At 61.2% G+C, this 17,720-nt stretch carries 16 protein-coding genes; 11 read left to right on the top strand and 5 right to left on the bottom strand.

All coding sequences use genetic code 11. The annotated features are described in order from the left end of the window. Window positions 1–144 precede the first annotated feature (144 nt). The 3 genes from EJ079_RS01055 to EJ079_RS01045 form a co-directional block, all read right to left on the bottom strand. Window positions 145–741: a hypothetical protein gene (locus tag EJ079_RS01055; RefSeq protein WP_127811249.1), complete on the bottom strand. Its 597-nt coding sequence runs from the start codon at window positions 739–741 to the stop codon at window positions 145–147. A gap of 22 nt (window positions 742–763) precedes the next feature. Continuing rightward, a complete protein-coding gene (locus EJ079_RS01050) occupies window positions 764–1,507 on the bottom strand; it encodes a DUF4142 domain-containing protein (protein WP_127807831.1) in 744 nt (247 codons plus the stop codon). Window positions 1,508–2,310: 803 nt separating this feature from the next. Then, entirely contained in the window at window positions 2,311–2,688 is a 378-nt protein-coding gene (locus EJ079_RS01045; protein ID WP_127320400.1) for a low affinity iron permease family protein, read from the bottom strand. 510 nt (window positions 2,689–3,198) lie between these two features. On the opposite strand from EJ079_RS01045, the gene EJ079_RS01035 reads away from it, so the two are divergent. Continuing rightward, on the top strand, window positions 3,199–3,498 hold the full coding sequence (locus EJ079_RS01035; protein ID WP_127807829.1) for a DUF1236 domain-containing protein: 300 nt from the start codon (window positions 3,199–3,201) through the stop codon (window positions 3,496–3,498). Between the two features lie 188 nt (window positions 3,499–3,686). Here EJ079_RS01035 and EJ079_RS01030 read toward each other — a convergent pair whose 3' ends face one another. Both EJ079_RS01030 and EJ079_RS01025 read right to left on the bottom strand, forming a co-directional pair. After that, entirely contained in the window at window positions 3,687–4,004 is a 318-nt protein-coding gene (locus EJ079_RS01030) for a metalloregulator ArsR/SmtB family transcription factor (protein WP_164873700.1), read from the bottom strand. A 799-nt stretch (window positions 4,005–4,803) separates the two neighbouring features. Next, the gene (locus tag EJ079_RS01025) at window positions 4,804–5,385 is read right to left on the bottom strand and encodes an amino acid synthesis family protein (RefSeq protein ID WP_127807828.1); all 582 of its coding nucleotides are present in this window, start codon (window positions 5,383–5,385) and stop codon (window positions 4,804–4,806) included. Between the two features lie 163 nt (window positions 5,386–5,548). On the opposite strand from EJ079_RS01025, the gene EJ079_RS01020 reads away from it, so the two are divergent. The 10 genes from EJ079_RS01020 to EJ079_RS00975 all read left to right on the top strand — a co-directional run bounded on the left by EJ079_RS01020 (window position 5,549) and on the right by EJ079_RS00975 (window position 17,645). Next, window positions 5,549–7,342, top strand: coding sequence for a helix-turn-helix domain-containing protein (locus tag EJ079_RS01020; protein WP_127807827.1), 1,794 nt, complete (start codon window positions 5,549–5,551; stop codon window positions 7,340–7,342). A 176-nt stretch (window positions 7,343–7,518) separates the two neighbouring features. Beyond that, window positions 7,519–8,496 (top strand): flavin reductase family protein, encoded by a 978-nt coding sequence (locus EJ079_RS01015; RefSeq protein ID WP_127807826.1) that lies wholly within the window; start codon window positions 7,519–7,521, stop codon window positions 8,494–8,496. A gap of 22 nt (window positions 8,497–8,518) precedes the next feature. Beyond that, window positions 8,519–10,030 carry an aldehyde dehydrogenase gene (locus EJ079_RS01010; RefSeq protein ID WP_127807825.1) on the top strand — a complete coding sequence of 504 codons (1,512 nt, stop codon included), beginning with the start codon at window positions 8,519–8,521 and terminating at the stop codon, window positions 10,028–10,030. A gap of 27 nt (window positions 10,031–10,057) precedes the next feature. Beyond that, the gene (locus EJ079_RS01005; RefSeq protein ID WP_127807824.1) at window positions 10,058–11,134 is read left to right on the top strand and encodes an LLM class flavin-dependent oxidoreductase; all 1,077 of its coding nucleotides are present in this window, start codon (window positions 10,058–10,060) and stop codon (window positions 11,132–11,134) included. Window positions 11,135–11,136: 2 nt separating this feature from the next. Then, on the top strand, window positions 11,137–11,964 hold the full coding sequence (locus tag EJ079_RS01000; RefSeq protein ID WP_127811247.1) for an alpha/beta hydrolase: 828 nt from the start codon (window positions 11,137–11,139) through the stop codon (window positions 11,962–11,964). Between the two features lie 265 nt (window positions 11,965–12,229). Continuing rightward, window positions 12,230–13,063 carry a transporter substrate-binding domain-containing protein gene (locus EJ079_RS00995; RefSeq protein ID WP_127332357.1) on the top strand — a complete coding sequence of 278 codons (834 nt, stop codon included), beginning with the start codon at window positions 12,230–12,232 and terminating at the stop codon, window positions 13,061–13,063. A gap of 56 nt (window positions 13,064–13,119) precedes the next feature. Continuing rightward, a complete protein-coding gene (locus tag EJ079_RS00990; RefSeq protein ID WP_127332355.1) occupies window positions 13,120–14,094 on the top strand; it encodes an amino acid ABC transporter permease in 975 nt (324 codons plus the stop codon). After that, a complete protein-coding gene (locus tag EJ079_RS00985) occupies window positions 14,091–14,834 on the top strand; it encodes an amino acid ABC transporter ATP-binding protein (protein WP_127807823.1) in 744 nt (247 codons plus the stop codon). The genes EJ079_RS00990 and EJ079_RS00985 overlap by 4 nt, the downstream gene beginning before the upstream one ends. A gap of 286 nt (window positions 14,835–15,120) precedes the next feature. Beyond that, entirely contained in the window at window positions 15,121–16,608 is a 1,488-nt protein-coding gene (locus tag EJ079_RS00980) for an ATPase domain-containing protein (RefSeq protein ID WP_127396836.1), read from the top strand. Next, window positions 16,605–17,645 carry a sensor histidine kinase gene (locus EJ079_RS00975; protein ID WP_127329069.1) on the top strand — a complete coding sequence of 347 codons (1,041 nt, stop codon included), beginning with the start codon at window positions 16,605–16,607 and terminating at the stop codon, window positions 17,643–17,645. Before EJ079_RS00980 ends, EJ079_RS00975 begins: the two co-directional genes overlap by 4 nt. The last annotated feature ends 75 nt before the right edge of the window (window positions 17,646–17,720 follow it).

Below are 17,720 nucleotides of genomic sequence, written 5' to 3'. Positions count from 1 at the left end.
AGGAGTGTTTTGCGCAGCGGCAGGGCCATGGTGAACTGCAAGCCGTCACAACGACATTCGATCTTGCCGCTAACCTGAGATACGAGCGTTGCACATCGCGCAGGGCGGACGAGGGCGGCCTGTTAGCCGCCCAGTCATTTCATCTCACACGTTGCGACGCCCTCTGGCCCCCTCCAGGTCATCACCTGTGTAGACATCAGCCGTTGGATCGAAGCCGGTCCAACCGCCTGCTTCGTATTCGTTTCGACGGCGGGCGATGTCGACGGAATTATATTGCTTCAGTATCTCTTCCGCGTCGGGGACTAGGTCGTCTTCGACCCTGGCTGTGACCATTGTTCCCCCACGCCGAACGCCTTCGGCATAAACATGTGCGTCGTTTTCCGGCACACCGGACTCTGTCATCGCGCCGATGATGCCACCAGCTGCGCCACCGACCACGGCACCGCCGACAGCGCCGACCGCAGTCGCTGCCAGCCAGCCCGCGGCAACCACGGGGCCGACACCAGGTATGGCCATCAGGCCGAGGCCGGTGAGCAGGCCGCCGGCCCCTCCGATAACGGCGCCGACACCAGCCCCCGCCGCCGCATCCTCGCCAGCCTCCGACGCTTCGCCCGTAAGCCGGCCGCTCGAATTGCTCGCCACGATGCTAATATCGTCGTGCGGAACGCCGGTGGCTTCAAGCTCACCCACAGCGTCGCTTGCTTGATCGTAATTGTCGAAGAGTCCTGATACGGTTTTCATCTGATTTTTCCTTGCTTGGTGATCAATTCTTGCCGGCAACGACGTTGCCTTGAAAGTCGAGGGCGATGGGCGCTGCTTTGCCGTCCTTGCTGGCGGTTCCACGCCAGATCCCCTTGTCGTCCTTCGTCAGGGCGGAGACGTCCGAGTAACCCGCCTTCTCGATGGCGCTCTTGGCCTGGTCCTCGGTGAAGCTGTTGGCACCAGGCACCGGCGCCGCAGAATTTGTGGTGTCTGCATCGGAGGCGGCTGGCGCGGAACTGTCGGGGGCAGGAGCGGCAGCCGCGACCTTGCCGATCATCTCCTGATGCATCTTAAGTGTCGGCAACGTCTCGCTTGCAAACGACTTGAGAGCGGAATTGTCGCCATCCTTGGCGTAACTTTCAAACATGCTCACAGCGTCGGCATGCGCCGTCCTCTGCATGTCGGCATAGGGTGCATCGACTGGCGCCGCAGCTGACTGCAACTTGTCGACGTCGCTCTTGTGGGCAGCGTCGAGGTCGGCGGGCACCTGCAATTTCTGTTCGCCGGCAATACTCTCGAGCTTGGCGTTCGCAGTGCCATGGTCGGAGATCATCCTCTGGGCGAAATCCTTAAGGGTCGGATCTTGGAGCTTGTCTTGAGCGACCTTGCTGGACTGCACTTCGAACATCCCGCCGATCGCGGCCTTCGTGACGAAGTCCTGTGCCCTCTCTGCTGACAAGGCAGGCAGTACAGCGGTCATTACGGTCGCGATCGAGAGCGATGCCATGCGTAGTTTGGTTCTCATGCTGAGGTTCCTTGGTTGAGGAGGACGATGAACCCCAATCTCCTGGCGCTACCTTTGTTCCGGACGTTGACAAATGTCGGACATTTCGGGGCGCCGTTCCCGTCGTCGTGAAGCTGGCGGAGCGTCACCGATCCCATTGTCCGGGACCTCAGACCGATCGAAGAGTTGCCATTGCGCGCAGAGGGAGCCTGATGGCGAAAAATCCAACGGTGAAAAGTTCGGTGTGCGATCCGGCAAGAGCCTGAAGCAGACGCGCCCGGTCAGAAAAGCACCACAAAGGCGGAAAGACGTCGGTCGCGCCCCAGACTCCGCCTAACCGGCATGCCGGCGGGTAGGCAGGTCGACATGCGTGACCTCCGCCAAGTGATCGCGCGAACGGCCAAGGCACCCGCCGCTGCTCGTTTCTGATTATGAAAGCCCGCCGCCCCATTTGCGAAGCGGCGGGCTTCATCCGCCCCAACTTGTCAATGCAACTTTGATGCCAAACCTTTTTGGCTCTCTATAGGACAATGGGCCTGTCCGACAGCGATCAAACAGACATCCAAAATGCCAGCAGCAGGGCGCATATGGATGAGACGAAAGCAGCGGTGGCAAAAAGCACGCCCTGCCAATCTGGCGGTGGATCGGACACCAACTTGTCGGGGGGCGGATGATTGTCATTCATGATAAGCAATTTTGCGATGCCAAGTTTGGTCCCGCTAATCCTTCAGGTTGTCGGCGGAAATGGCCGCCCTACCGAAGGCCAAAGAAACTCAAAATCGCCAAGACGACGACCACCGGACCGACTAGCCAAATGATATTGTTCATGATCTCTCTCCTGTTGCTTTCGAAAGTTCGCGCCTGGCAGCGCCGATCGTTCGGGACGCCTCTGCTTCGAGTTCTACAAGCTTGTCCCGGATCTCCTCCGGCTCGGCGTGCTCCAATCCGACAACGTCATTTCTGGTTTCATTCAGTGAAACGATGATCTCATCGAGTTTGGCGTGAATGGCGGCGGTGTCGCGATAGCCTTGTAGAAGGACAACACCAGTGATCACAATGGCGGCAACCGACAGGGCGTAGGTAACCGCACTTGTCAGACCAAAGGGCACCAGGGCGGTGCACAAAACCATTGCTATGAGAATGACATAGAAGCCCGGCGGCCGAGATAGGAAGTCGGAGGCCGCGAAAAGGAACCGATTCATATCCGGGCCAAAGTCATCAAGGCGACCAGTGCGGTAATGGCCACACAGATAGGCACTGCTGCCAGTAAGTCTGCCTCTAAGATCCGACTCTCTTTGTCGCGCAACATCAGGTCACCTACTCCAAGTTAAAGATATAGGGTTCGCGAGCAGCTGGGCGGCTCGCGAACCCTGCTATCGGCGTCGGAAGGGACGTTGCTGCGCCGATCCACCACATGTCAGCCAAGCACGAGTGCCATCACGAGAAAGGGGACAGCTGCCAATAACAGCGTGCTTGGCCAGCACTTTTATCCATCTGGGTTTATCCCAAATTCGAGAGACAACAGCCGCGGGGGGCAGGCGTTCCAGTCGCTGTCTCTGACAGGACCAATGCGTGTTCTAGGACCAGACTTAGGCCCCAAAGGGCCTAGACCTAAGTGCCTCAGGCGGAACGTTTAGGGCGGCTCCATGTTCAAGTTGCCGGGCGGCGCGGGACGATGATCGTGTTGCGCCCGTCCCCACGGGAGTGCAGATATGAACATGCTTCTAAAGAACACCGCAGCAGCGATGTTGCTCTTGGCTGGGATCGGCTCAGCCGCCGCGGACGACATCATTATCCAGCCGGAACAAGACACCGTCATCCGCGAATATGTGAAGCAGCAGCCCCTGGCGTCGGTCAAGCTCCCCGGCGTGGAACTGAATGTCGGGACAGCTCTGCCAGACACGGTTGAGATACATGAGGTCCCCAACGTCGAATACCGCTATGTGGTGGTCGACAACCGCACGGTGCTGGTGGACCCGGGCACCCGAAAAATCATCAAGGTTTACGACTGAACGAACCAATCCAACCCCGCCGCCATCGCTGGCGGCGGGGCTGAAGCTATAAATCTCCACGTCCGGACGAAGATGATGAGCCTTAAAGTCGCGACATCGCAAGCGTTCTTGGCACGCCTCTCCGGCACGAATGCGGAAAGCACGTTAGAGCGAAGGCCGAGAGGAAACCCCTCCAAAGGTCTCGGGCTTTATGGATGATGGTCGCGGCCAGGCAGAGTTTTCCGCTCAGCAAGCCAGTCCAGGAGTTCAAGGACCTTCAGGGCACGATCAGTGCACGAGTAATACGCTTTTTGACGCTCCTGCTTCCGCGTGACCAGCCCAAATTCTCGCATTATGCTAAGGTGTTGGGAGAGTGCGGAGTTGCTAAGCCCTAATCGCGACGCCAGATCAGAAACGGATATTTCTCCGTTGGCAAGAATGACTAGAGCGAGAAGGCGCTTTTCATTAGCCATGGCAGCGAGCAGCTCCGCGGACGGCGCATAAATGCTGTGGTTTTCGGGATCCATGATGTCTCCCTCACTCACGCGTCGAGCGGGCCTTGCGCAGGCCGAAATGTAAAGAACTCTGAACTCGCCTCCCATTTACCGCAGCGGCGGGCCAAGGATGACGTGCCGGGATCGTCGGGCGCTCCGGCGCGTTAGAACTATTAGCGTAGCGTAATGTTCCATCAGAAGGGCGTCGCTGTCTGACGGCCGGCGTCGGCGGCTAAGCGCCTTAGCTCCTGGATCGACCCTTCTTCGAAGCCTGGGAACCTTTGGCTTCGGCAGCAAGGCGTTGTTCTCGAAGTCGCGCAGTTTTTAAAAAACGCGCCTCTCTCTCGGCCGCGTTAGCAACTTTTGCCTCGCGGTCTGCGCGATCCAATCGGTCTTTGTCGATGCTTCGCTGGGACACTTTGGCCTCCTACCAGAAGACCGTTGAATTTACTTTTCGCTAAATTGTTCCCGTCAATTCGGCGACTGCCTTCCTGACGCTTGCGGCACCAACAAAGCAAAACACCGCCACCGGCGTAGCGGGCTCTTGAAGAGGCAGGCAATTGGAGGGTACTGACAAACTAGGTACCGCCACAGTGCTTCCGGCATCAAAGGTGCCGGATCGCAACGCCGCATGCCGACAGCATCGATGGGCCGGAGATGAACGGCAAGGACCCCTGTGCAGTTCGCCAAGCACCTTCGGGTCCGGAGAGCCTGCACTGCAGCCTAGCAAGCTCTTCGAAATAGGCCGCGAGATCGTCATCAGCATTCGCCGGCTCTGAACATTGGTGATGTTGTGGAACCCACGGTGATGTTGTGGAACCCAGCGCAAGCCTCACATCGCTGCTTCCTGCTCCATCTCTTTCATGTCCTGAAAGCGGTCCGCAATCCGTGGGTGAACCCGGCCGCCGTCCGCAGCACCGATGGCAACGACAATCTCGTCGGCAGCCGGGCCGTCGGCGATCTGGAAGTTGGCGGTGATGAAATGCGAGCGGCGACCGTTCTCGCTCTTGTGCATCATCGGCAGCGATAGCAGCGCGCCCGGCGCGTTGCGGGTGTTACAGAATTCGAGATAGGTCGTGCCGCCGACGGCGTCGCGGAAGACATTGCCGAAGCGCAGCGTATGGATCATGGCGGAGGCATGCTCGATCTCGCCGGCGGTTCCGACGGCGGCCGTCTTGCCGTAGCTTTCGACGCGTTCCGCCTGCATCAATCCAATCAGGCGGCTCGTGAGTTCCTGCCCCAGCCGGGGCGCTATGGCGACAATCTCCGGCTGCAAATCCTCGACGAAGCCGCGCCCGGCCCATGGGTTGCGCAGGACGGCTGCCACCACGATCGACGTTACCGGCCTTGCACCCGCTTTGCCGCCTTCGATGTGCACTTCCTCGATGAAGGTGCTGACTTTTCGCAATTCCATGATTTGGCCTCTCCAGGTGGAAGCTCAAGCTAATGCACGCCAACCATCGGGTATTCCTCCGGTTCGTAGGAAGAAACGGCGTGCGTCCCGCTTGGAAGCGGTGTAGCGTTCGTATATCCGCGACGGCTTAAATTCGCCCTTCGCGAGCGGCGGAAGATCAGGCGTGGACCACGAGTCGCAAATTCTCTCCTTGCGGGATGCCGCCAGCCTCATCAATTCGGGCGGCGATCTCCAGTCCGTGCTGCGCCATCTCGTGCTGGCGGCCTGTCGTCATGCCCAATGGACTCTAGGCTCGATCATGGGCATCGACGCCCCCCACGGCCACGCCTATGTCATCGTGCGCCACGACCCGACGCTCATTCACCGCACGTTGCCGGACCGTTGGGAGCTGGCCACCAGTCCCTCGATCGTCGCGCTCAACCGCAACGAGCCGGTCTACATCAGGGACGCGCGCGTATCGGAGGAGTTCCCGGGCTACCGCCGAGAAGCCTTCGAGCGCGACTACCGCAGTGTTCTGGTCATGCCGATGAACTGCGTCGACGAAGACGGCCGGCCGATGGTGCTGACCGTCGTTTCCCGCGAGATCACCGAAGTGACGGCGCAGGATATCGCCTTCATCGGCATGATCGTGCATCTGGGTGAGATCGCGGTCGAGAAGCAGCATCGGCTGCGCCAGGAGAAGCAGGCCGGCGAGCGTCTGCAGCGCGCCCTCTCGGCGCACACCTCGCTTCTCCAGCAAGCCTTGTCGGACGGATCGGTGGCCTCGCTCGCCGAAAAAGTCAGCGAGCTGCTACCCAATCCTGTGGTGGTGATCGATTTCCATGCCAATCTGGTTGTCGCCGGCCGTTCCCCGAGCGAGGCGCATTTCGACACCGCCTCCTGGCAGCAGGCGGTGAGCGGAACGCTCAGCCGGCAAATCTTCAAGATAGCTCGCGGCGCGTCCGACGGGCGTCACACCGAGACGCTGTTCGTCGATGACGGCAAGCGACAGCTCAAGCTTTCGGTGCGCATCGAGCCGCTTAGCATCGACGCCGAAGTGGTTGGCGCACTGATGATTTTCCCGACGCCTCACGAGTCTGGTCAACTCGATCAGATGCTGCTCGACAGCACCAAATTCGCCCTCAGTGTGCAGATGATGCGCAGCTTCGTGCGCTTCCGTTTCGAGACGCGCTCGCTGACCGAGCTTTTCCTGGAGGTGGCGGAGCGCCGCTGGCGCGACGAGGCCGATATCGTCAATCGCGCCCGCCGGCTGGGGCTCGACTTGACCGTTGCACAGAAGATGATCGTCGTCGACCTCGCCGAACAGGACGGTGCCATCGGCCTTGCCGATCCGCATCATGAGGTCATGCGTCTGCTGCAGCAGGCCGGCATTGCCGGCACGGCAATCGCGGTGGAGGATGGGCTTGTCTGTCTTGTCCCGGCCGATACCGGGCAGGATGGCGCGCGCTTCGCGAAATTGCCGCACAAGATTGCGGCCGGGCTTGGCCGCTATTTCGAAGGTGAGCCGGTGGTTGTGCTTTCCGAGGCCTGTGCCGCGCTGGTCGATTATCCCATCGCCTGGGAGCGGTGCCGCCGCATGATCCGGATCGGCCGTTCCTTCGGACGCACCGGCGTTTTTGCCGGCCAGGATTTCGGTCCGTTGCCGATATTGGTCGCCGCTGCCGACGCTCCGGACGTGCGCGGCTTCGTCGACGAAAGTGTCGGCGCCCTGATCGCGCATGACCGCGAGCACGGCACGCCCTATCTGGAGACGTTATTTGCCTATCTGCGCGAGGGCTGCCGCAGCCAGGCCTGCGCCGACGCCATCGGCCTGCATGTCACCACCTTACGCTATCGCCTGTCGCGCATGGAGGACCTGTTCGGCATCCGTCTCGACACGCCCGAACAGCGCTTCGCGGTTGAACTCGCGATCCGTCTCAGCGGCATCATCGACAGCCGCACGCCGACAGCCCGTTAGACTCTGTTGACCTCGCCACCACTGTTTCGACGCGGCAGCCGCCGCAAGTGCAGGCGCGCTGCGCCTGCACTTGCTCGGGATGGCAGCAGCACGCCCCGACATCTTTCCTACAGACCGGAGGAAGAAGGCCGGCCGTCTCTTGCCTAGCTTTCATCCGACACTATGGGAGGAAAGCAATGGCGGACGCGGTGGTACACAGGACGATCGACCCGATCGCCTTGCGTCGTGCCTTCGGCACCTTCGTCACCGGCGTGACCGTCATCACCACGCGCGACTGCGACGGCAATCCGCGCGGCATGACCGCGAACTCCTTTACCTCGGTCTCGCTTGACCCGCCGTTGCTCCTGGTCTGCGTCGCCAAGGCGGCGGCGAGCTTTCCCGCATTCAACGAAACACGGTCCTTCGCGGTCAATTTCCTCCATGAAGGCCAGGTCGACGTTTCTTCGGTGTTCGCATCCAAAGCGGCGGACAAATTCCAGTCGGTCAACTATGACCGCGCCCACACCGGCGCGCCGATCCTCACCGACAGCCTGACATGGTTCGACTGCACCGTTCACAACCGCATCGAGGCCGGCGACCACATCATCCTGATCGGCCAGGTCCAGGCTTTCGGAACCAGCCCATCGGCGCCGCTCGGGTTTTGCCGCGGCCGTTACGCCAGCGTAAAGGATCCGCTGCCTGCCGGCTGGCTGGCCTCGCAGGACATGATCATCGGCTATCTTGTCGAAGCCGGCGACCGCATCCTCTTGCGCACCGATGGCAAGGGAAGTTGGGTGCTGCCGACGGCGCGGCGCCGCAAGGCCGACAGTCAGCTCGTCCTCGATGGCGGCGAGGCGCTGACCCTCGTCCCTGAAAACACCTTCCTCTATTCGGTCTTCGACGTCGCCGACAGCGACCCGGGCTATCTCATCTACCGCGCCGAACTGAGCCGTGAGAGCGCTGAAGCAGCACTTCCGGATGGCCACGCCTTCTTTTCCGTCGACGTGCTGCCCTATGAGCGGGTCGCCACCCATGAATTGCGCGCCATGCTGCGCCGCTATGCGCGGGAGCGCCAGGACAAGCGCTTCGGCATTTACATCGACACCGGCGACGGCGGCCGCGTCGCCATGATCGACGGCCAGTCGCAATCGTGGACGCAAGCCGCATCCGAATGATGCTTCACCCAGGACAGACAGCATGAAAACGACGGTCGAATCGCTCGAAGGCTCACGCCAGAACCTGTTCATCAACGGCGCGTTCGTGGCGCCGAAAGGTAGCCAGTACATCGACAGTTTCGATCCGACCACCGGCAAGCCCTGGTACCAATTCGCAGAGGCCAATGCCGAGGATGTCGGCGCGGCCGTGGAGGCGGCGCGCCTAGCTTTTGCCAATCCAGTCTGGCGACGCATGACCCAGACCGACCGCGGCACGCTGGTGCGCCGTTTGGGGGAACTGGTGCTGGAGCACGCCGACGAGTTGGCGCTGATCGAGACCCGTGACAACGGCAAGCTGCTCAAGGAAATGCGGGCGCAGATGCGCGCCATGCCCGACAGCTACACCTATTTCGCAGGGATGGCCGACAAGCTGCTCGGCGACACCATTCCGGTCAACAAGCTCGACATGCTCAATTTCAACCTGCGCGAGCCGATCGGCGTCGTCGGCATGATCACGCCATGGAACTCGCCGCTGATGCTGCTCACCGGCACGCTGGCGCCATGCCTGGCGCTCGGCAACACGGTGGTCGTCAAGCCGTCCGAGCATGCCAGTGCCTCCACGCTCGCGCTGGCCGAGCTGATCATGGAGGCCGGCTTCCCGGCCGGCGTCGTCAATGTCGTGACCGGCACCGGCGCCGTGGCGGGGGACGCGCTGACCCGGCACCCTGGCATCGCGAAATTCGTCTTCACCGGTTCGACGGCGACGGGCCGGCGGATTGCCGCCAATGCGGCTGAGAACCTCATCCCCTGTTCGATGGAACTCGGCGGCAAGTCGCCACATGTCGTCTTCGACGACGTCGACATCGACCATGCCGTCAACGGCGTCGTGTCCGGTGTGTTCGCGGCGGCTGGGCAGACCTGCGTCGCCGGTTCGCGCTGTTTCGTCGAGGCCAGCGTCTACGATCGGTTCGTCGAGGCGCTGGTCGAACGCACGCGGCGCGTGCGGGTCGGGCTGCCGATGCTGGAGGAAACCGACGTCGGACCGCTGGCGCTGTCGGTGCAACTCGCCAAGGTGGAAGGCTACGTCGCCTCGGGCGTGCGCCAGGGCGCGCGGATTGCGGCCGGCGGCAAGCGGCCGCAGGCGGATGAGCTTGCAGGCGGCTGGTACTTCGAGCCGACCGTGATGACCGATGCCGACAACGGCATGGACTTCATGCAGGAGGAGCTGTTCGGTCCTGTCGTCGGCGTCATCCCGTTCTCGTCGGAAGACCAGATGATCCGTCTCGCCAACGACACCCGCTATGGCCTCGCCTCCGGCATCTGGACCCGGGACATCAACCGCGCGCTGCGTTTCGCCAGGAATGTCGAAGCCGGCACCGTCTGGATCAACACCTACCGCGCCTCGTCCTTCATGTCCGCCAATGGCGGCTTCAAGGAGAGCGGCTACGGGCGGCGCGGCGGCTTCGACGCCATGGAGGAGTTCTCGCGCCTGAAGAACGTCGTCATCGACTACTCGGGCGCCATGCAGGACCCCTTCATTATCCGCCTTCGCTGACCAACCCGACGCACTGGGGAGACCGACATGAAATTCGCCGTTTCGCTGACCATGGAACGCTTCTCGCCCGACATGCCGATGTCGAAGGTGAAGAGCAATCTCCTCGAGTTGGCGCGCCTGGCCGACGAGGGTGGCTTCGAGACGCTGTGGACGGCGGAGCATCACACGATCGAATGCACGATCTCGCCCAACCCCCTGATGACGCTGACCTGGCTTGCCCAGCATACCGAGCAGATCCGCCTCGGCACCTCGACGCTGGTCGCGCCCTACTGGAGCCCGATCCGGTTGGCAGGGGAGGCGGCACTTTGTGATCACCTGACCGGCGGGCGGCTGGAGTTCGGCATCGCGCGCGGTTCGTACCAATATGAGTTCGACCGCATGGCCGGCGGCATGCCGCAGCAGGAAGGCGTTGCCTATCTGAAGGAGCTGGTGCCGGCGGTGAAGAAGCTGTGGGCACAGGATTATGCCCATGACGGCGATTACTGGAAGTTCCCGCTCGCCGCCGGCGTGCCGAAGCCGCTGCAGACGCCGCATCCGCCGATCTGGGTGGCCGCGCGGGACCCGGGAACCTTCGACTGGGCGGTCGGCATCGGCGCTTCGATCCTGTCGACGCCCTTGTCGGCGCCGGCGGCCGAGATCGCCGTGCTCGGCGAGAAATTCCGCAAGGCCGTCGCCGATCATCCAGAGGTGCCGCGCCCGCGCCTGATGATGCAGCGGCGCACCTGCGTCTACGAACGAGCGCACGACTGGGAGATCGCGGTCGGGCATGCCATTGACTATGGCCGCGCGTTCGAGAACCTGTTCCAGAACATCGGCACCGTGCAAAACGGCTTTCCCGAAGCTATCCCCTACGAGAGCGTCAAGGGCAAAGACAATTACAATCCCGAGAACATCCGTCGCAACCTGATGTTCGGCACGCCCGACGAGGTGATCGAGAAGCTGCTCGACTATGAAGCCGCGGGCGTTGACCAGTACTGCCTCGGCCTGACGTTCAACCTGCCGTTCGAGCTGCAGAAGAAGACGATCAAGCTGTGGGTCGACGAGGTGATGCCGGTCTTCGCCGCGCGCGAGCGCGAAAGGGCGCGCCAGGCGGCGAGGGCGTGACCATGGCGCGCTCCGGCCAGCTCGATGTCGAGGGCGTACTGCTCAACTGGCGCCTTGAGGGTGAGGGTGGGTTGCCGCTGGTCTGCATCCATGGAGTCGGCTCCTATCTCGAAGCCTGGAGTGGCGTGGCGGGCCAACTGAAAGATCGCTTCTCGGTTCTCACCTTCGACCTGCGCGGCCATGGCCGCTCCAGCCGGATCAAGGGCCGTTACGAGATCGATGATTTCGTCAAGGAAACGCTGGCGCTGGCCGACCATGTCGGGTTTGCCACCTTCCATCTGGCCGGGTTTTCACTGGGTGGCCTGATCGCACAGCGCCTGTCGCTGACGCATGCCGAGCGCCTGAAAAAACTGGTGTTGCTGTCGACGGTCGCCGGCCGCACGCCCGAGGAACGGCACGCGGTGCGTGGCCGGCTGGCGGCGCTGATGGCGAGCGATGCCTCAGTGCATCATGCAGCCTCGCTGTCGCGCTGGCTGACGGAGGATTTTCAGGACAGCAACCCGGAGGTCATCGCCGAGTTGCGCCGGCGTGACGCTGAAAACGACCGCGACTGCTATGCGGCCGCCTATCGCGTTCTGGCCGAGACCGATTTCGGCGGCATTCTCGACCGCATCACCTGCCCGACGCTGATCGTGACCGGGGAGGACGATCAGGGCTCCAGCCCGCGGATGGCACGGCTGATGCACGAACAGGTGCAAGGGTCGCAACTCGCCATCCTGCCCGGACTTCGTCATTCGATCCTGATCGAGGCGCCGGCTCGGGTTGCCACCCTGATGGGCGATTTCCTGATGGACGCTGACCGCGGGAAAGGGGGCGGCGCCGATGAATAGCAGCCTTCGCGATGCGAAAGCGAACGCCGGACATCACTGGCTGCACGACACCTCGCAGGGAGCGGGCCGAGACCTTCCCTGTGATCGGGGGAATGGCGACGGCAAACATCCTCCGCGACATCGGAAGACCGGACCGGCCACGACGTCGCTAAATCGGCGGGCCTTTGGGAGAGGACGCCGACCAGGTCGGCACGAAATTGGGACGTCATGACCGGCTGAACGGAAGTGACTGCAAGGAACTGAACAACAACAGGGGAATACGGATATGACATTCTGGAACAGACCACAGCTGACGTTGGCCGCGATGGCGCTTGCGCTTGGCGCATATCCTGCTCACGCAGGCGCGGTGCTCGACCGCGTTTTGGCGGCCGGCACGCTCAAGGTGGCGACCGATGCCAACTGGGCGCCGCAGTCCTTCGTGAATTCCAGCAACGAGCTGGACGGCTTCGATGTCGACGTCGCCAAGGCCATCGGCAAGCACCTCGGCGTCAAGGTCGAGTTCATCACGCCCGGCTGGGACATCATCACCGCCGGCCATTGGGCGGGGCGCTGGGACATGCATGCCGGCTCGATGACGCCGACCAAGAAACGCGCCGAGATCTTCGATTTTCCGGCGGTCTACTATTACACGCCGGCGGCCGTTGCCGTGCACAAGGACAGCAAGGCCAAGACGCTGGCAGATCTCGACGGCAAGGTGGTCGGCGCCACCAGTACCTCCACCTTCGAGGCCTATGCCAAGAAGGATCTGACGCTCGACGCCGCCGGCGCGCCGCCATTCGAGTACAAGCTCAACCCGAAGGAGGTCCGCTCCTACGAGAATTCGACGACCGCCTTTGACGACCTCCGCCTCGGCGACGGCGTGCGCCTGGACGCGGTGGTCTCTTCGCTACCGTCGATCCTCGACGCCGAGAAGGCCGGCTACCCGATCAAGCAACTAGGCGATCCGGTGTTTTACGAGCCGCTGGCGATTGCCATCGAACGCGGCGATCCCGAACTCTCCGCCAAGATCGGCGACGCCGTGAAAGCGATGAAGGAGGATGGCACGCTGAGCAAGCTCTCCGAAAAGTGGTACGGGCAGGATTATTCGAAGACCAACTAGCCCCTTTCAAAGGCGGCCTGCCCCCCGGCAGGCCGCCGAACAGCCGGTGCTCAAAGATGCTCTATCCCGATACCGTCGAAGCCGAAATCCTCGTCCACAAACCCTGGTTCGTGGCTACGATGTTCGGCGTCGTTCTGCTTCTCTTCATGGCTTTCAACATGTCGAGCACCAGCTTTGCCGAACTAATGCGCCCCGTGATCGGCGAACCGTCGGTGAGTGGCTTCTACGGCCGCTTTGCCATTGCTTTCGCCATAGCGGTGATCTTCACCTTGAACGTCGTGCTGATCGGCTTCGCGCCGCTCAAGTTCCAGATCGGCATCGTCTGGCTCGAACTGCTGCTCCTGTTCATCGCCTTCTTCGAAACGTTCCATCTCAGCCTGCCCTTTATCAGGGAGAAGCTGCCGTTCCTGATTAGCCAGGGCGTTGTCACCACACTCTACGTCTCGGCCATTTCGATCGTTATCGCTTCCGTCATCGCCGTCGCCGGTGCGGTGGCCAAGCTTTCCAGCAATGGCTTCGCCTACGCCATCGCCAGCTTCTACACCTCCTTCTTCCGCGGCCTGCCGCTACTCATGCAGGTCTATCTGATCTATCTCGGGCTGCCGCAGCTCGGCTTTGTCATTGATGCGGTTCCGGCCGGCATCCTGGCGCTATCGCTCTGCTACGGCGCCTACATGACCGAGATCTTCCGCTCCGGCATACAGAGCATCGATCGCGGCCAGTGGGAGGCGTCGCGCTCCATGGGCTTCGGCTTCACGCTGACCATGCGTCGCATCATCCTGCCGCAGGCATTGCCGGTCATCATTCCGCCAACGGGCAACCAGTTCATCTCGATGCTGAAGGATTCCTCGCTGGTCTCGGTCATCGGCGTGTGGGAGCTGATGTTCCTGGCGCGCACCCTCGGACAGAAGACCTTCCAGCACATGGAGATGCTGATCTCGGCAGCCATGATCTACTGGATGCTGTCGATCTGCCTCGAACTGGTCCAATCGCGGATCGAACGGCATTACCACAGGAGCAAGGTGCGATGAGCGCTCCGGCCATCATTGAAGCCAAGTCCGTTTCCAAATGGTACGGCAAATTCCAGGCGCTGAAGAACATCAACCTGATCGTCCACAAGGGCGAGCGGATCGTGATCTGCGGGCCCTCGGGTTCCGGCAAATCAACGCTCATCCGCTGCTTCAATCGCCTGGAGGCGCATCAAGAGGGCGACATCGTCGTCAACGGCGTTGCCTTACATGGCAAGATGACCAACGTTGCCGCCGTGCGCTCCAACGTCGGCATGGTCTTCCAGCACTTCAACCTGTTTCCGCACATGACGGTGCTGATGAACTGCATGGCCGGCCCAATGTGGGTGAAGGGCGTATCGGAAAAGCAGGCGCGCAAGACCGCACTGAAGTTCCTTGAGCGGGTCCGCATTCCCGAGCAGGCGAACAAGTTCCCCATCCAGCTGTCCGGCGGACAGCAGCAGCGCGTGGCGATTGCCCGCAGCCTGTGCATGGAACCGGCTGTCATGCTGTTCGATGAGCCGACCTCCGCCCTCGATCCGGAAATGGTCTCCGAGGTGCTAGAGACGATGACGGGATTGGCTCGGGACGGCATGACCATGGTGTGTGTGACGCATGAGATGGGTTTTGCGCGTGCGGTTGCCGACCGGGTGATCTTCATGGACGCTGGGCAGATTGTCGAGGAGGGCACGCCCGACGGGTTTTTCGGCCACCCGCGCCATGATCGAACCAAGTTGTTCCTCAGCCAGATACTGAAGCATTAAACTTCCAGAAAAAAGCTGCGTGGATGCGCTGGACGAACGGCCCGTGCCTTTCCTCAACCAGCAGCGCGCGGGTGCCGCCGATCCTTGCGGATCGTGTCTGCCAGCGCGACGCTGACGTCGGACGCTTTGCTAGCCTCAATGCCAATCACCAAGCTGCTCAACAATATCGATGCGGTAGGCGCCGGATTTTGCGTACCCACAGTGTTGCCGATGCCTTGCAAGTCAGCCGGGGAACCATTGAAAATCCTGGCCGTTACGGTGGTCCTGGTCCGCGCGAGAGGGCACTTTGGAAACAGATGATGCATCACCGATCACTTCTGGCGTCGAGGGTCTCGATTACATCCTGAGAGGTGGTTATGCCAAATACCGGTCACACCTGATCGAGGGCAGGCCTGGATCCGGCAAGACGACGCTCGGGCTGCAGTTTCTGATCAACGGCGCACAGAACGGAGACAGGTGCCTTTACATCACACTTTCCGAGAGCAAGCGTGAACTTCTGTCGGTCGCCAATCGTCATGGGATGTCACTAGACGGCGTAGACATTCTGGAACTGGTACCCCCGGAGCTCAGCCTCGATCCGTCTCAACGCCAGACACTGGTGCACTCCTCCGACCTTGAACTGGGTGAAACGGTCCAATCCGCACTGGATGAAATAGGCCGTCTTAAGCCGGATCGTGTCGTTTTCGACTCCCTGTCGGAGATACGCCTCCTATCCCAGGGCTCCTTGCGCTACCGGCGGCAGGTGCTGGCGTTGAAGAGCTTCTTCCTTCTTAACGACGCAACGGTTCTGCTCCTTGACGACCTGACCGCCGAATTTGACGATTTGAACCTGCATTCTATCAGCCATGGGGTCATTCGCATGGAGCAGCTGTCACCCGTGTATGGGGGGGAACGCCGCCGCTTGCGGGTCATCAAGATGAGAGGTGTGGAAATTCGTGGCGGATACCATGACTTTGTCATCCGGCCAGGTGGGGTATCGGTCTTCCCCCGGCTCGTGGCCGGCGAACACGACGAAGGGAAGCAGGGCCCGCCAGCCATAAGTGGCACTTCCCTCGACAATCTATTGGGCGGCGGGCTGTCACGAGGCACCAGCACCTTGTTGATCGGGCCATCAGGTGTAGGCAAGTCTACGATTGCTTCAACATTCTGCCACGCCGCGCTTTTGCGCGGCGAGACGGTGCTGGTGCTTCTTTTCGATGAAACGAAGCGTATCTTCCTGGCGCGCGCAGCCGGGCTTGGATTGGACCTGGAACCGTTCATCAAGAGTGACATGCTTCTCCTGGAGAAAGTCGAGCCTGCTGAACTGTCACCCGGAGAGCTGTCGTCTCGGATCCAAGCCGCCGTGGACCATTCGAATGCGCGGCTTGTGGTGATCGACAGCCTAACCGGCTACTTGAATGCGATGTCCGAGGAACAGCATCTGGTGTTGCAAATGCACGAGATCCTTACCTACCTCAATCAAAAAGGCGTCGTCACAATCCTTCTGCTCGCCAACCACGGATTGCTCGGGCAAATGGTGGCGCCCGTGGACATGACATACCTCTGCGATTCGGTCATGTTGTTGCGCTTCTTTGAGAATGACGGGAGGTTGAGGCGCGCGATCTCAGTAGTGAAAAAGCGCGTCGGCGCCCATGAAGACACCATTCGCGAATTCAAGATCAGCCCCGCCGGCCTCGCCGTGGGGGAACCTCTTGAACAGTTCCGAGGCATCCTGACGGGGGTGCCCTCCTATCAGGGCAAGCAGGGCGATCTTCTCAAAGATAAATCATCGTGATGGCAACGGATCCCGGAGTGCTCATCCTCTCACCGACCGGCCGTGATGCAAAAATCGCGGCATCAATCCTCGCGTCGAAGGGCATTGTAACGCATATCTGCAGCACTCTTGCTGAGACGTTGCCGCTGCTGGATATGGCACAGTGCCTAGTCGTTGCAGAAGAAGCATTGCTCACTTCGGATCGCAATCCATTCGCCGCCTGGCTTGAAAGCCAGCCGGCCTGGTCTGATTTTCCGATCGTTCTGCTCACGATGCGTGGCGCTGAGTTCGACGAGCGGCTGAGATTTCTCGACCGCTATCTCATCGTTCTGGAGCGGCCGTTTCTGGCATCAAGTCTAGCCAACTCCGTGCGTTCCGCGCTGCGCGCCCGCACGCGGCAGCTCGAAGTCAAATCCTTGCTCGAGCACAAAGAGGAAGTGGCGCATCGTCAGAAGCTGTTGATCCGGGAGCTTCATCACCGCGTCAAGAATACTCTCGCTAATGTGAGAGCGATGATGGGGGCAACAGCCCGCTCAAGCAGCAATGTGGATGATTTCGTGCGCAATTTCTCGGCCAGGCTGGTATCTCTGGCTGACACCCATTCGATGCTGACAGATGATTATTGGCAGACCGCATTTCTGCACAAATTGCTGGAAACCGAGCTTCGGCATTACGACACGACGGACAGGTCACGCATTCTCTTGGAAGGGCCTGATGTCGCGCTTGTCGCGGATCTCGCAATACCCGTGGGCATGGCTTTCCATGAGCTGGCGTCGAATTCGTCGAAATTCGGAGCGTTGTCCTGGCCTCGGGGACGGCTTGAGGTACGCTGGTCGGTGGCGCAATTCAAAAATGCTCAAGTGGTTCATCTTGACTGGCGTGAACGCGATGGCCCTGAGGTGCACCCGCCCCAGCGAAGTGGTTTTGGCACAACCTTGCTAGAGAGGGTTGTCGCCGTGCAGTGCGACGCAAAGGTTGAGCTGCAATACCACCCCAAGGGGTTAAGATTTGCAATGGACTTGCCCCTTCGGGACACCAGGCTTGTCCCTGCCTACTAGTCTGCGCGGGCCGTTTCGGGGGCGCCCTATTGGCGGCAAAAGGCCTATCTGGCGAGCAATCGCGGGGACTTTGCA

This window comes from Mesorhizobium sp. M7A.F.Ce.TU.012.03.2.1 (assembly GCF_004006095.1).
Classification (GTDB): domain Bacteria; phylum Pseudomonadota; class Alphaproteobacteria; order Rhizobiales; family Rhizobiaceae; genus Mesorhizobium.
Note: the sequence above shows the minus strand (reverse complement) of the source record. Positions and strands in the feature narration are given on the sequence as shown.